Origin of the sequence: Melghiribacillus thermohalophilus, from assembly GCF_004342905.1 — a bacterium.
Classification (GTDB): Bacteria; Bacillota; Bacilli; order Bacillales; family Alkalibacillaceae; genus Melghiribacillus; species Melghiribacillus thermohalophilus.
On sequence record NZ_SMAN01000013.1, the window covers coordinates 1 to 14,472 of the forward strand.

General features: G+C 40.5%; 18 protein-coding genes. All 18 read right to left on the bottom strand.

What is annotated here, in order from left to right; all coding sequences use genetic code 11:
* Positions 1 to 213: 213 nt before the first annotated feature.
* The 18 genes from tnpA to EDD68_RS09645 all read right to left on the bottom strand — a co-directional run bounded on the left by tnpA (position 214) and on the right by EDD68_RS09645 (position 14,472).
* Positions 214 to 684, bottom strand: a complete 471-nt coding sequence (gene tnpA / locus EDD68_RS09560) for an IS200/IS605 family transposase (protein ID WP_132372027.1) — start codon at positions 682 to 684, stop codon at positions 214 to 216.
* Between the two features lie 202 nt (positions 685 to 886).
* Complete coding sequence (fliT, locus tag EDD68_RS09565) at positions 887 to 1,240, bottom strand: flagellar protein FliT (RefSeq protein WP_132372028.1); 354 nt, start codon at positions 1,238 to 1,240, stop codon at positions 887 to 889.
* A complete protein-coding gene (fliS, locus tag EDD68_RS09570) occupies positions 1,240 to 1,671 on the bottom strand; it encodes a flagellar export chaperone FliS (protein ID WP_132372029.1) in 432 nt (143 codons plus the stop codon). The genes fliT and fliS overlap by 1 nt, the downstream gene beginning before the upstream one ends.
* A gap of 42 nt (positions 1,672 to 1,713) precedes the next feature.
* Complete coding sequence (locus EDD68_RS09575) at positions 1,714 to 3,246, bottom strand: flagellar hook-associated protein 2 (protein WP_243646826.1); 1,533 nt, start codon at positions 3,244 to 3,246, stop codon at positions 1,714 to 1,716.
* Between the two features lie 16 nt (positions 3,247 to 3,262).
* Positions 3,263 to 3,637 (bottom strand): flagellar protein FlaG, encoded by a 375-nt coding sequence (gene flaG / locus EDD68_RS09580; RefSeq protein WP_132372030.1) that lies wholly within the window; start codon positions 3,635 to 3,637, stop codon positions 3,263 to 3,265.
* Positions 3,638 to 3,820: 183 nt separating this feature from the next.
* On the bottom strand, positions 3,821 to 5,188 hold the full coding sequence (locus EDD68_RS09585) for a motility associated factor glycosyltransferase family protein (RefSeq protein ID WP_132372031.1): 1,368 nt from the start codon (positions 5,186 to 5,188) through the stop codon (positions 3,821 to 3,823).
* Positions 5,189 to 5,190: 2 nt separating this feature from the next.
* A complete protein-coding gene (locus tag EDD68_RS09590; RefSeq protein ID WP_132372032.1) occupies positions 5,191 to 5,547 on the bottom strand; it encodes a DUF8042 domain-containing protein in 357 nt (118 codons plus the stop codon).
* Between the two features lies 1 nt (position 5,548).
* Positions 5,549 to 7,321, bottom strand: a complete 1,773-nt coding sequence (locus EDD68_RS09595; RefSeq protein ID WP_243646827.1) for a motility associated factor glycosyltransferase family protein — start codon at positions 7,319 to 7,321, stop codon at positions 5,549 to 5,551.
* A gap of 214 nt (positions 7,322 to 7,535) precedes the next feature.
* Positions 7,536 to 8,348, bottom strand: coding sequence for a flagellin Hag (gene hag / locus EDD68_RS09600; protein ID WP_132372033.1), 813 nt, complete (start codon positions 8,346 to 8,348; stop codon positions 7,536 to 7,538).
* A gap of 120 nt (positions 8,349 to 8,468) precedes the next feature.
* Positions 8,469 to 8,696 carry a carbon storage regulator CsrA gene (gene csrA / locus EDD68_RS09605; protein WP_132372034.1) on the bottom strand — a complete coding sequence of 76 codons (228 nt, stop codon included), beginning with the start codon at positions 8,694 to 8,696 and terminating at the stop codon, positions 8,469 to 8,471.
* On the bottom strand, positions 8,668 to 9,141 hold the full coding sequence (fliW, locus tag EDD68_RS09610) for a flagellar assembly protein FliW (protein WP_132372035.1): 474 nt from the start codon (positions 9,139 to 9,141) through the stop codon (positions 8,668 to 8,670). Before fliW ends, csrA begins: the two co-directional genes overlap by 29 nt.
* A gap of 14 nt (positions 9,142 to 9,155) precedes the next feature.
* Entirely contained in the window at positions 9,156 to 9,740 is a 585-nt protein-coding gene (locus EDD68_RS09615; protein WP_132372093.1) for a DUF6470 family protein, read from the bottom strand.
* 199 nt (positions 9,741 to 9,939) lie between these two features.
* The gene (gene flgL / locus EDD68_RS09620) at positions 9,940 to 10,827 is read right to left on the bottom strand and encodes a flagellar hook-associated protein FlgL (protein WP_132372036.1); all 888 of its coding nucleotides are present in this window, start codon (positions 10,825 to 10,827) and stop codon (positions 9,940 to 9,942) included.
* A 10-nt stretch (positions 10,828 to 10,837) separates the two neighbouring features.
* Positions 10,838 to 12,328: a flagellar hook-associated protein FlgK gene (gene flgK, locus EDD68_RS09625; protein WP_132372037.1), complete on the bottom strand. Its 1,491-nt coding sequence runs from the start codon at positions 12,326 to 12,328 to the stop codon at positions 10,838 to 10,840.
* 24 nt (positions 12,329 to 12,352) lie between these two features.
* Positions 12,353 to 12,877 carry a flagellar protein FlgN gene (locus EDD68_RS09630; RefSeq protein ID WP_132372038.1) on the bottom strand — a complete coding sequence of 175 codons (525 nt, stop codon included), beginning with the start codon at positions 12,875 to 12,877 and terminating at the stop codon, positions 12,353 to 12,355.
* Positions 12,878 to 12,887: 10 nt separating this feature from the next.
* Positions 12,888 to 13,148 (bottom strand): flagellar biosynthesis anti-sigma factor FlgM, encoded by a 261-nt coding sequence (gene flgM, locus EDD68_RS09635; protein ID WP_132372039.1) that lies wholly within the window; start codon positions 13,146 to 13,148, stop codon positions 12,888 to 12,890.
* Positions 13,149 to 13,216: 68 nt separating this feature from the next.
* Positions 13,217 to 13,639 (bottom strand): TIGR03826 family flagellar region protein, encoded by a 423-nt coding sequence (locus EDD68_RS09640; RefSeq protein WP_132372040.1) that lies wholly within the window; start codon positions 13,637 to 13,639, stop codon positions 13,217 to 13,219.
* 152 nt (positions 13,640 to 13,791) lie between these two features.
* Positions 13,792 to 14,472 (bottom strand): ComF family protein, encoded by a 681-nt coding sequence (locus EDD68_RS09645; RefSeq protein WP_132372041.1) that lies wholly within the window; start codon positions 14,470 to 14,472, stop codon positions 13,792 to 13,794.

Below are 14,472 nucleotides of genomic sequence, written 5' to 3' on the forward strand. Positions count from 1 at the left end.
ATGTTTTTCGTATTTTCCCCATAGAAAAAATCCCCTCCATAGTAGACAGATTAATGTGCTTTCTTTTTTCTGTCTACTATAAGGGGATCATATCATGTGAACTGGTGGTTTGCTCTGCGGCTAGAAGCCTCTATTACCGGCCTCGGCCTAAAAGGCCCACCGAAAGGGTTTCCCTCTTGCACCACATTTACCCACTGATTCTTAAAGAATCTCTTAATTCTTCTTATTTTTTTGCCCTGTAAACGGATCGTACTCTTCAAATAGTGTGAGTTGATCACTCATATAGTCTTCTTTAAGCTGATTCCGAATATATTCCTGGATTTTCTTTTTATTTCGTCCCACTGTATCCACATAAAATCCTCTACACCAAAATTTTCGATTCCCGTATCTGTATTTTAAATTGGCATGACGATCGAATATCATAAGGCTACTTTTCCCTTTTAAATAGCCCATAAATTGAGATACACTTAACTTTGGTGGAATACTTACTAACATATGAATATGATCAGAACAAGCATTTGCCTCGTGAATCGTTACGCCTTTCCGTTCACATAGAGCTCTGATAATTTGCCCTATACTCTTTTTATACTTACCATAAATAATTTGTCTTCTGTACTTTGGTGCAAATACAATGTGATACTTACAATTCCATGTTGTGTGTGCTAAACTATTCTTGTCCTTCATTGGACATGCCTCCTTCTCTGGTAAGATGCAGTGGTCGGGAAACCTACTATATCTTACCATGAAGTGAGGCTTTTTTTATCCCACGCTAAAAGCTTTCCGGAACCCCTGGCATAGCCAGGGGTTTTCAAAAACATTAAAAAAGACCAGTCATCCTAGGTTGGGATGACTGGTTCAAATTACATTGTGATGCTTCTGATGAAAATTAATTTCGCTTATCGAAAAACATTCCGTCCATCGTCGAGACGTCTTGATATGGATGGTTATATTTTTTATTGGAGTGCTTTTGTTTTTTTAAGTTCCGCATAGATGTTTTTAATGTCTGAAAAAACCGTCCGATTTGCTCTTGAATGGTTTGGTCGAGAGCTACCAGCTGCTCGCCCATCTGTTTTTCTTCATCTGTATAAGGAGGATGAATGTCCTGTAAAAGTTTTTCCCGTTCGTCCAAGAAATGTTCAAACGCTTCAATAAACCCTTCCCGATTTTTTTGTTGTTCAAGCCTGTCCAGCTTCTCAATGGTGTTTTCCATTAAATCCTTTAAACGTTGAACAGCTGTCATTACGCCTTCCCGCCTGCTCCATACTTTTGCTGACGGGCAATTTTTAATGCCTCTTTCCATGTATCCCGAAATTCGGTTACAAATCCCGCCACTTCATCCAGAATTTCCGGATCATTTTTCACATTGGCATCCATCAAACGACGGTTCATATAATCATAGAGCGGCATCATTTGACCCGAAATTTCATACTGGGGATCGAGGGTCACCATTAATTCCTGAATAATGCGCTGGGCCTTTTGAATATTCGTATTTTTCGCTTCATAATCCTTTTCTTCCATTCCCTTTTTCGCCAGCTTAATAAACTTCAGACAACCATTATAGAGCATTAAGGTCAGTTCCCCTGGTGATGCCGTGTTAATGGCCTGATTCTGGTAAGTTTCGTATGTTGGGTTTGCCACTGTATTCACACACTCCTTTTTATGAGTTCCCATATACCTGTTGTTCAATCAGCAAATCCGGTTTAAACGGTCTCCTTACATGCCGCCGCCAAACTGGTTCATTAAAAACATGGATTGCTGATTCATCCGCTGAATGGCTTTTTCCATTACGGTAAATTGATTCCAGTAGCGATTTTCGATATCAATCAAGCGCTGCTGGAATGCAGTAATCCGTTTATCCATATCCTTTAACCTGCGGCCCATGGTATATTGATCGAGGGTATCTGTTCCTTTTCCTGCCCGTTCTTCGATACGGTTCATCGTTCGCTCAAGGGCGTCTTCCAGGCGGTTCACAATTCCTCTGCCGTTTCCCTCAACATCATTGCTAAATAATTTATATACAGCCTCCGGATCATCCGTCAAAGCTTGTCTCAATTGATCTTCGTCCACAGTCAATTTCCCGCCGCTTAAAAAATCTTTAGATGTTTCAATCCCAAGTTCAGTCAAAATTTGATAGCTGTCATTGGTTTCAACGACACTGTACCAGGCCTGACGCATGTCAAATAGTCCACTTGACAGGATTTGATCACTTCTGAGCAAGCCGCTTTTCGCTCTTTCTTCCCATAACTCGATTTCATCTTCTTCCATATCAGCTTTTTGTTCACTTGTCAGGGGTTTATAATCATAATGACGTTTTTCTGTCAGTTTTCCATTGATTTTTTCCACAATCTCATTGTATTTATCTATAAAATTAGTGATATTTTCTACTGCCTGATCCACATTGTTATTCACGGAGACTTGTACATTCGTACTGGTGGTGTTGTGAAAGTTATAAGTGATTCCGTTAAGGGTGTAGTGGTTTTCAGTCGTTTCAATCGTTAAACTGTCATTGTATATAAACCGTGCGTTCGTTCCTCCGGTTTCCCCCGCTGCACTTGTATCAATTTTCAAATGATCTGTAATAAAAGATAACGCTGCTCCATCAAATTGTATTTCGGTTTCACCAGCTTTAAAATCCCCGGTTTCTGTTCGTTCAAACACAACTTGATCGGCATCCTGATTATAAAATGCTCGTACTCCTATTCCGGAATTGGTGATCTCAGACAGAATTTCATTCAATGATTTATCATGAGAAATCGTGATGGTCGCCGTCTGTTCATTCCCATTTTCATCAAATGTTTTCACGATTAAATCCCCGGTTGGAATGGGGTTTGTACTGTCAAAATTACCGGATTGATTGGCCAGGGTGTCATCAGGATCAATTTTTGTTGCGCCGGAAATTGTACCGGTACTTACCTTGATTGCTGCAGTTGCCATCTGCTCCACTTTGATTTTATAATTTCCGTTTAAAGCAGACGGACTGGCAGACACCGTCACAGCTGATTCATCCGTCGAAGTAGCGGACTTAGCCTGATACGTCTTTGATAATTTCATATCCAGTGCCATTTGATCCAATTCAAATAACAGTGTATTGATTTCACGGTAAGCATCCCGTTTCCATGTTAACCAGGTTTTATCCTGCTGCATTTTCGTAAGCGGGATTCGCTCCGCCTTCATTAAATCTGCAACAATCTGATCAATATCCATTCCCGATGCCAGACCGCCGATTCTCATATTATTGCTGATCATTCATGGTCACCGTCCTTTATATTTTTTTATCTACGATTAATCCCATAAATTCTGCCATGGCTGCATAAATATCCAGTAATTTTTTCGGTGGGATTTCTCTAATCACTTCTTTAGACTCCGTGTCTACAATTGTGACATAATATTCATTTAATTTTTCATGAAACTGAAATTGAATCGATGTTCGGGAAGGAGCCAGAAATTCATTTAAACCATCCACTATATTTTTTGCCTCTTCCTTATCAATGTTCTTTTGCCGGCCAGTTTGCTGCGAGTCTGGCGCATCTGCTTTTTCTCTTCCCGTCCCTCCAATTGCCTCTATATTTTTAGTAAAATGCTCTGATGGTGCCCCGTTCAAGAGTTGAGATTTAGAAAGAACACTCCTTACATCCATATCAACACAACTCCTCGAGTTTAATTTCTTTATACTATATCGGATAAAATTCGTAATTATTAAGCTATTTTAACATGAAGTTGGCCGACATGATGCAAAACGTGGATATCACATAGATAGCAAAGCCCTGAGTATAGATACATTTATCTATCCTCAGAGCCTGGCCGTTTGTAAGTAAAGTTATTATATTTTTGTTTCAATCACGTCCATTACCTTTTTTGCGAAATTGGTGTCAGTCATTTTTTGTGCTTCATTTTCAATCGTCAATGCGTTCGTATAGGGTGCTCCTTTAATTTCCGCTCCGGTAAATGAAGTATTGAAGAACATCATTTCCGGATGTTCCGCAATCTTTTTCTCAATCCAGTTGCGGAATGCATTCCAGCTTCTAGAAGTGTTGACCATTTTACCATTGTTAGCCCTAACCGTATGCTGCGAATGGGGGAGCAGTTGTTTATTTGAGGAGGAATATAAAGAATGGGATTGATGCCCTCTGTAAGCGAGATCTTGACCAAAGAAAACGATCTCCTGAAAGCCCATTTGGATTAAAAGCTCTAGCCCGGTCGTTGCTACTGATCCTCCCGTATCAAATAAAGGTAGGTGCTGTGAATATGCCAGGGATTCAGATTGATCATACCCCCTTTGGAGGAGGATGATTTTCTTCCCGGAATAATATGCCACTGTTTCTTTGCTGGTAGTTGAAAGAAAAAACATCGGAACATCACAGGGCAGATTCCTGAATTGTTCCAGGACGATTTTTTGCGAATCCGTTACAATGACAGCATCCGGTTTAATATTTTTTTGATAAAGCGTTCGATACGCTGAACCAACGCAAAGTAAAAAGTATTTATTTTTCAAGCTGAGAATTGTATCCGTACAATCATCCAGTGAAGGGCCGGCAGATATTAAAGCTGCCTTATACTTTTTGAATTTCCCGAGTAATGGCGTTACATGACAGTAATCCTGCTTAATATTTTGATAAAAATTTACTTCCATTTCCGTTCCAAATCTTTGATAAGACATGTCATGAATTTTTATGTCTTCAAAAAAATTTTTAAGACGAGTGTCATCAATGGTGTGAATCCAGGGCTTTGGAATGATTATTTTTGTATTTCTTTCAGCAAACCTGTACTTAACCAATAAATTCTGCAGCTCAGTCAGATCATGGAATAGATTGATAGTGATATTTTGATTTGCAAATATGTGAGTCAAATCTCTATGATGCATAGCCATTGATAAGGGAGCAGCTGTAATATCAGCTACTGCAATTTTCTTCTCTGGCTCAGCCTCCATCAATTGTTCCACATGGTATCCCAGTCCGAATCCGAATAACACATACTGCTCTGCGGACGGGTCAATATTGGCGCGAATAAATTGTTCAACTTCCCTAAGCGGGTTATATTTACTGTAAAAATGAACGTTACCCCATTTCAGGCTCCAATCTCCTGTCCTTGATTGAAACACTTCATACGGCCCTGTATTCGATGAGCTCGATTGCTGTAGCAGCTCTCTTAATTTTTTATCCGATATAGAAGCAAGATTCGATTGAAACATGATTATCCCTCAAAAATAAACCGTTCACCCTGAGATTGTTTAAAAAATGGATGAATTTCATACTCAAATAAATCAGCTACAATGACATAGTCTTCACGTTCTAAACCTTCGTTTATTTCACTCAAAAACTCATTCAGTTTCGTAGGATCAATGTCAATTTTGTAGTTCTGATTCTTCATTAATTCAATGACCTGGCTGATCCACATGACCCCTTCACTAAAATCGGCAATCATGTTCATTGCTTCTCCAACCTGCTCTTCCCTGATTTTTTCCGCTATATTCATAGCGCCCCTGGCAACACGCTCAATATAGATGTAAAAGCTTTCCTGAGTTTCGGTCACAATGTTTTTGTCACTCATATTATCCCTCATTTTCTAATTCTTTTATTTTGTATTGGATTTTTTCTTTTAATTGAACAAAATAGGATCTGGAGTCATTTGCAGCTTCCTGTAATCGGCTGTATAACTCCATAGAACGGGCATAAACACGCTGGAAGGTTTCCAATTCCGTTTCATGATCCCCGGGGAGATAGTTATTGAACGTATCCATGACTATTGGCTCTGAAATAATAGACATCATGCCATCTTCAAAAATTTCCTTTAATTGATTATCGATTCTGTCCAGTTTTTTAATGATCTTTCGATCAAATTTTTGTTTTGACACATTCCTTTTTAACAGTATTATTCCATCCTGTAATAGACGCTCTACTTTCTCATGAACGTTTATTTCCTTTTCAATATTGACCAGGAAGTTTCTCCAGTCATCAATGATTTTTCTGGGGTATTTCTCCAGGTTGAATGGCCGGGGTCTGCTTTTTTGGTCCACATATCTGTCACAGAACTCTTTAAACGATATCTGCTGATATCCTTCTAATTTAATGCCTCCCTCTGTACAGTTAAAAATTCGGTCCGGATCATCAAATGTTTTTAATAAACTTTCAAAATTATATTTCATTGTATAAAATGGGTAATCGGTTAGGACCTGGTCTCCATTGTAGCCTTCCGTATAAAATAGTCCTTTTTGTTTTATGTATTCTTCAGTTATTTTTTGATAATGCTTATTATATTTTGCGTGTGTTTGATTATCCGTATATGCTAAATCCTGTCCAATCAGAGCAATAGGCCCGGAAGTTATTCTGTAACCGATGTTTAAGGCAAAATTGGCAACAGAAGCTCCTCCTGTTAAAACATCAACATCTTTATTTAATAATTTCTCGGTATATTTTTCGATTTCGTCACTAATTTTGGAAATAAATAGGATTCCTCTTTTGTTTAAATGATCCAGAATTCCTTCATGATTCGATAAGGAGTAAATGATATTACAATGATCAAGGGTTAAAGATTCAAAATGTTCATAGTTTTTTATTCCCCCATCGATGGTCACCACATAATCCGGTTCGATACCATGTTTCAGTAGTGTATTAATGGTAGAACCTGATGAGACGAGAATGATATGTTCCCGTATTTTTTTGAGCAAAGGAATCTGTTTCGTTAAAGATGGCCCTCCGGATGCAACGACAACAGGAACGGTGTAGTAGTTTGTTAGTTTTTTGAACGGTATATCATCGAAGGCATAAAAAAGATTTAGGGTAAAATTCTTTTGCCATTCCTTTGAAAAATATTTAATGGTATTAATATTAACCTGCTCCATATATAGCCGATCTTTTACGCTTTTTAAGGTTCTTTGGTAGGACTCCGATGATACTTTATCATAATTTGGAGAACAAATAAAACGGACCTTTTTTCCAAAACGCTTCATAAACGGCTCTAAAAACTCTTTCAATCCCTGACCGTCTTGTTCACGAATCAAAATCGTCCGCTCTAAATGTTCTACAACATGTTTCGATTCCTCAAAGACCTGTTCAAAAGGTTCAATAATAATTAAAAATTCTTCCTCTGAAAGTTTTTGGCTGATTGCTTTCGCAACATAACCCGATCCCAAACCAAATAAAATGTGCAGGTAATTTCTTTTATACTGGTGATCAGCAATTTGTTGTGCTTCCCTGAGCGGATGATATCTGCTGTGCAGATAATAATCATTTACTTTTAAAATAACATGCCCGCTTTTTGATGTTTCTTTCACAATGTTTATCTGTGTTTGTTCTTCTGTTTTCATGACATACACCTCAATCATGATATCGACCATTATGTACAATTTTTTAGAATAAAATATAAACTGAATATGTCATATTCATTTGCCGTATGATCGATATTTCCATAAACTGTTGTTGCTTGTACTTTCATTTTAACATGTTTCATTAACTTCAATTAAGGCAAAATTCCGCTTTGGGAAAGATAAAAAAGCCAGACCCCTATAAAAGGGATCTGGCTTTGAATTGAATAGAAACTTATCGGAGAAGCTGCAGTACTCCCTGAGGCTGCTGGTTCGCCTGAGCCAGCATGGACTGAGCTGCCTGCATCAGGATGTTGTTTTTCGTAAATGCCATCATTTCCTTAGCCATATCTACATCACGGATACGGGACTCTGCTGCTGTTAAGTTCTCAGCAGTAGCACCGAGGTTGTTAATCGTGTGTTCTAAACGGTTTTGAACAGCACCCAGTTTGGAACGTTCAGTAGAAACTGCTTCAATTGCATCGTTAATACTCGTAATAGCTGTGTTCGCAACACCAGCAGATGCTACAGAGATTGAAGCTACTCCCAGAGCAGATGCATTCATAGTTGCGATATCTACTGTAATATTCTGACCACTATTAGCACCAATATGGAATGCTTTTCCAGTAAATGATCCGTCTAATAGATTTTGAGTGTTAAACTCAGTATTGTCTGCGATACGGTTGATTTCTGATACCAGGGCATTGATTTCAGCCTGAATCGCATCACGGTCAGCACTTACGTTTGTATCGTTAGCTGCCTGTACAGCCAGCTCACGCATACGCTGAAGAATGGAGTGAGTTTCAGTTAATGCACCTTCTGCTGTCTGGATTAGGGAAATACCATCCTGAGCGTTTTTCTGAGCCATTTCCAGACCGCGGATCTGTCCGCGCATTTTTTCGGAAATAGCAAGACCTGCTGCATCGTCACCGGCACGGTTAATGCGGTAACCAGAAGAAAGTTTTTCAAGGTTTTTCTGAGTAGCTGTGTTGTTCATAGAAAGCTGACGAAATGTGTTCAACGCAGAAATGTTGTGATTAATTCTCATTTTCTAAATTCCTCCCTGAATTTTTTCGCCACGTCCCTGTGGCATAATTTTTTAGACTAAAGCGGCCGCCTTTAGTACTTAAGTTTTACATTTCTTATATCGACATCCCCAAACGATGTTTTAGTCTTTTTTTGCATTTTTTAATAAATCTATTGCATTTTTTGTCCCCTGACTGGCTTTCCGATTTTCCTCCTGAATTTGTTCATAGATTTCAAGGCGATGGATATCTACATCTTTTGGTGCGGAAATACCCAGTTTAATTTGCTCCCCATCGATCCCGACAACTTTTACTTCGATGTCATCTCCAATCTGAACGGATTCATTTACTTTTCTTGTGAGCACTAGCATGGGCTTTTTCCCCCTGACGTTTGATAGTGGTGATGGGGTGTCTGGTATGGTAGTCTTTTGTATTTAAGACAACCTGCTTCGCCTGTCTGTTTTTCGTATGAATGACGACCGGTGCCTGGAGATTAATCGTGGACTGTTCAAAGGGTTCCTGGAGTGTCAGGATACCATATACAGCCACATCTTCCGGCTTTTGAATATCAAGCTGAGCAACGGTTCCATCATCTAAATCAAAGGCATAATCTCTGTAAAAGAGATGAGGATTCGTAACCACAAAAGCAAGGTTTTTGTTCTGAACAGACTGTAAAATTTGAAAAGCGGGATTGTCAGGAATATTGAGAAGGACAAATTTCTTTTCTTCCGGAAATCCAGGGATTCCATGTGCAAATTGCAAGACAGAAGATTCATCCAGTTCCATTTCACCAAAATAACGTGTTTCGATTTTCATTCTGACACCACTTTCTAAATTGTGATTTCAAAAGAGAAGTTTCTCCATTTTAAATCTTCCACATCAATCTCCAGTTTAGGATATTGGGCAACGTTTATGTTGACATGCCAGGGTTCATATTGAATATTCGGTTTACGGGGACGAACGGAAATTTTCGGTTTTTGCGGCTCGGCATGAATGTCTGCTCCACCCGGTTCATAATGGGTTTTTACAGCAAAAACAGATGGAATCCATCCAATATTAAATTCTTTTGGCGGGTCAAAGCCATTTTCTTCAGCTTGAGCAGCAATAGGATTACCGGCATGTTCAATTTTCATTAATTCGTCTCCCTGCCTTGACACACGTGCGATTCCGGCAAGCCATCCATCTCTGCCAAGGCGGGCGAATTCTTCTATCGATTCATACACACTGAGAAGGTTCATGTCCCTCCAGGCCTGGGACTGATCAATCGTTAATTTTCCCTGTTTCTGTCGGATCTGCAGATCAGCTTTAGGCTGCTCAATCGACATATCCGCTTTTTCCTGTTGGATATGAAGCTGAGCATCTTTTGTATGTATATCCAGTCTTGTCGGCCATGACTGAATTCGAATTTGTGGCATGTCCAAAACATAAACACCTCCATCCAGGGCATAACCATTTAACAAGCTGTAGTTTAGAAAGTTGGCCGCTCAGAAGCACGAAGCGGTACCAGAAGACGGCTCCTCGTATTTGTCCATCAAGTTGATGAGTAAGCCTTTTGCTGATATAGGATCGGTTCTGATCACAGGTAAGAAAAAAGCTACCTGCTAAACAGATAGCTTATCTCAGAAAATCAATCAGGGTCGGCTGGATGATGCGGGCACCGACTGAAAGGGCTGCCCGGTGAACGCTTTCCTGGGTTTTCAGGTTCATAATCACTTCCTCGATATCTGCATCTTCGTTATCAGACAGGACCCGACTTGCCACCACTTCCCGGGCGCTTAACCGATCTTCAATAAGGTCTACCCGATTCATACGTGCTCCGAGGTCGGCCCGTTCGTCTACAATATTCTGAATAAATCCGTCAAGTTCGTCTATGTAATGATCAAAATCATCGCCGGATAAGGCCGGATCCCTTAAATCATCCGCAAAATCCTGAATTCTTTGAAACATGGCATCAGAAAATGCTGGATCAGCTCCACCAAGGGTGACATTCACCTGGAGATTAACACCATCTGAAACCTCAATGTAGACGGGATCATCACTTGGATCGTTGATTGTCCCATCATCATTAAACCGGTTGACATTCGTTTTGGTTCCGTTAAAAATGTATTTATTGTTGACTTTAGTGTTGGCAATATCGACTAAATGTGCCTTCAGCTGATCGATTTCTGATGCAATATTTGAGCGCTGATCCGTTTCATAAGTGTCTGTACTTGCCTGAACAGCTAATTCCCTTAAGCGCTGGAGGGCTTTTGTCGCTTTATCGAGTGCAGTGTCCGAATTATCCATCCAGCTCCTCACTTCACTTAAGTTCCGCTGATACTGTTGGATCTCAGTCAGTTCAGTCCGATAGTTGACGCCTTTCATGGCAACAACTGGATCCTGAGATGGGCGTGTAATTTTCTTACCTGTCGATAATTGGTCCTGATAAATCCCAAGACGATCGTAACTTCGACTTAAATTTCGCAAAAAGTTTTGAGCCAGCATACTCTGTGTAATTCTCAAGATCCGTCACCTACCTTCCTACAAGTCCCATGTTATTAATAATTCGATCCAGCATTTCATCAATCGTCGTGATATTGCGGGCAGCCGCATTATAGGCGTGCTGAAAACGAATCAGATTCGTCATCTCTTCATCCAGTGAAACCGCACTGACAGACTGTCTTCTCTTTTCAGCAGCCAGCTGGAGCGTCTCTGCGTTATTCATCATGCGGTTCGCTTCCTGAGCCTGAACAGCCATTTCACCAATAATGGATTCATAATAATTTTTTACGGTAGCATTTCCCAGTCCAGGCAATTCTTCCTCCTCAATGACTTTTGCCAGTTCTATAGCATTTTCTCCATTTCCTGCATCCCCATTTAATGAAGCTGCAATTCCATCCTCTGTCAAAGCAGGATTAACTTCTATATTTGCAGCGGCATCTGCCGGGCCAGCCAGATTAAAGAAATCCACTCCCGGGTTCCCATTTAAATCCGTTCCAAGATTATGCCGGGCATTAAAGGCATCAGCAAAGTTGTATGCCATGATGTCTAATGACTGGAGCCTTTCCGGATACAACCCGGCCTCGTTTCCTGACGTATCTATATATCCGTAAGACTCAATCAGCCCTTTTAATTTTCCGGAGGATTGAAAATCTGATGCAAAATTGAGCGTAGTTGTGCCGATATCAATATCTGTAACAAGACCCGTTGTATCAATCGAAAATTCATTTACCCGATCCGGATTACTCATATCATTGCTCACAAGGACAATGCCTTCGTCCGCAAGTGTGATTTCAGCAAGTCCCATAGCAATATCACTTGAATTTCCGCCACTGTCGGAATAATCTACTTCAATATTCACTAGACTGGACAGTTCGTCAATCAACCGATCCCTTTCGTCATACAGGTCATTTGTGACATACCCATGGGGTTCAACTTCACTGATTTGTTTGTTAATTCCATCTATTTGCGTTAATAACGAATTGATTTTATCGACTGTGACATCAATCTCATTTTTCAAATCATCCTGAACCGCTTTTAAGGAAGAAGATAAGTAATTAAAAGACTCTGCCACTGCCACTCCACGTTCGAGGGCTACCGACCTTGCCCCTGAATCCTCAGGGTTTGCCGACAAATCCTGAAGAGACTGCCAGAAACGGTCCAGTGTTTTAGAGAGTCCGTACTCACTTGGCTCATTCATAATCTCTTCCATCTGTTCAAGGGCCGCCGATCGGGCTTCCCAGTATCCAAATTTGTTATTTTCATTCCGATACTGGATATCAAGAAATTGGTCACGGATTCGCTGGATGGAACCCACTTCCACACCTGTCCCCATTTGTCCAGGGATTTCCGGCCTGGTCCGTCCCGGCGCAGGATATGGACTGGTCTGCTGAAAATTCACCCGTTGTCTGGAATAGCCAGGTGTACTGGCATTGGCGATATTATGGGAAGTTGTATGAATGGCTGTTTGCTGGGCAAACAAAGCCCGCCTTGCGATTTCAAATCCAAAAAAAGTAGAAGTCATTTTGGAAGTCTCCTCTCTGATCCGTCAAGCTTTTGAATCAAAAATTGATCTGGAACTGTCCCCAGAATCTTTCCCTTTTCCATAGTTTATACTTTTGGCTGACGGCTGCAGCATATTCAGGGAAAGTTCCACAAACTGCAGGGACTGTCTGGTCAGTTCCTCATTAAGCTGCTCCTGCTGTTTAAGATCTGCCAGAATAATGATTAGTTTTTCATAAACGGCTTTTAGTTCTGCCCGTTCTTTTTCATCATCCATATATTCAAGCATAGATGTAATGGTCTGTTCTGTTTCCGGTCCGGCATATCTCTCGAACCATTCGTTGGTCAGCTGAATCCGATTCTTTTCCAGTTTTTCAATCGCCCGAACATGCTGATTTTCCTTAGGTAAAAGCTGCTGCAGGGCAGTTACATTTCCCTCTTTCAGGTATTCCGATTTTTGCCTGGAAATGATCAGAAGACTTTCATGCTTCGTGCATAATTTGCTCATTGCTTCAATGATCGGCTGAACGGACAAGGATTCGTCCTCCTTTAGCTGCTTTTGACTGAACATCCTTCATTTCTTATTTGCGGAAAAACTCAATCATCTTTTTAGCAGTGGTTTCCGGATCAATGTTGTACTCTCCGGATTGAACCTGCTCTGTTAATTTTTCGACTTTCTTTTTGCGTTCATCAGCAATCGGATTGGTCTCCAGCATTTTTTTAGCCTCGCTGGAAATTTCCACTTTATCTTCCGAAGTCTTTCCTTTCCCCATCTTTGCCTGCTGTTGATATGGTTTCTGATATGGGTTCAGGTTTAAATGATTCGGTCCCTGTATCTTCATGCAATAACACCTCACTTTAAACGATCCGTCACTATCTATTGCTTATATCGGACCGAAACAAAAAAGGTTTAACGTTTCCTTCTGATTTTATCATCTACTGAAAAATAGGTTTGCTGTTTTTTTCTGTTCTCTTCGCTGATCTTTTGAATCATTTCTTCTCTTTCAAGTTCCTTCTTTAAATCTGCTGCGCAGGTTTGACAAACTTTTCCTTCCTGAATGGGACTGCCGCAGCGCTCACATTCATACGTGAAGTTGGGTAAATCCTTTGTATGGATCCGTTTTTCCTTAACCCACTTCATGATCAAGTTTTCATCAACCTCAGTAGCTTCAGAAACCTCCGGAATGGTCGCAGAACGATTTTCTTTTTTTCGAATGTATTTGTATACCTTTTCAAATAATTGCTCTTCCTCTTTATAGCAAGCTTCACAAATATCCCGAACCGTTTTTACAAACACTCTTCCGCATCGTCTGCAATTCGCAAGCTCCCCCATAACAGTATCCTCCTCGTAATCTTGTTGTATTTATTATATCGGTTCAAACCCAAACTCTCAAAGATAGTTAGGAAATTTTTCTTGACTAACTGGCCGGACTGGAAGAATATATGGGGGATGTCATCATAAAGAAACCGATTGGCCTTGATCATCTAACTCCTGATTAGCGTAAAAGAATATATTTCTGTTGCTCCGGCACCTTTTAGTATTTGAGCAGCCCAGCGGATTGTCATGCCTGTTGTGTACAGGTCATCGACGAGAATAACTGGTTGTTCAATGGGCTTTACCAGCCTGAATGGATTGGACGATTGCAAACGTTCGGAGCGGGATTTCTTTGCCTGTTTTTCGCTCTGAATCCGGATCAAAGCATGTTCAATGGGAAGGGGCAGCAGTTCAGCAATGGCCTGCGCCTGATTGAATCCTCGCTCTCTTAACCGCTCCTCACTTAACGGAACAGGTACAAGAACACCTTCCTGCTGAGAAAGGGTTCTGGAAAAGACTTGTCTAATATGATGTTGAAACATACTGATCAAGATGTAATCCCCGCGGTATTTCCAGCGGGCCATGATATCTTTCATAAAAGGCGTGTATATATAAACAGAAATATTCCGGGTTAGAAGCCCCCGCCATTCTGGTGAGGATTCCCATCTTTTGCAGTCTTCACAAACCTCTTTCTGTTCCACAGGACGAGAACATCGTTTACAGCCGTTCGATGGAATCAGGGGTAATTGTTCTTCACATGTTGAGCAAAGAAGTTGTTCCTGATGGATCCGAAAGAGGTTCGTCCAGGTAACCTCGGGGATGATTTCTTCATGACACCAGAGACAATGCAT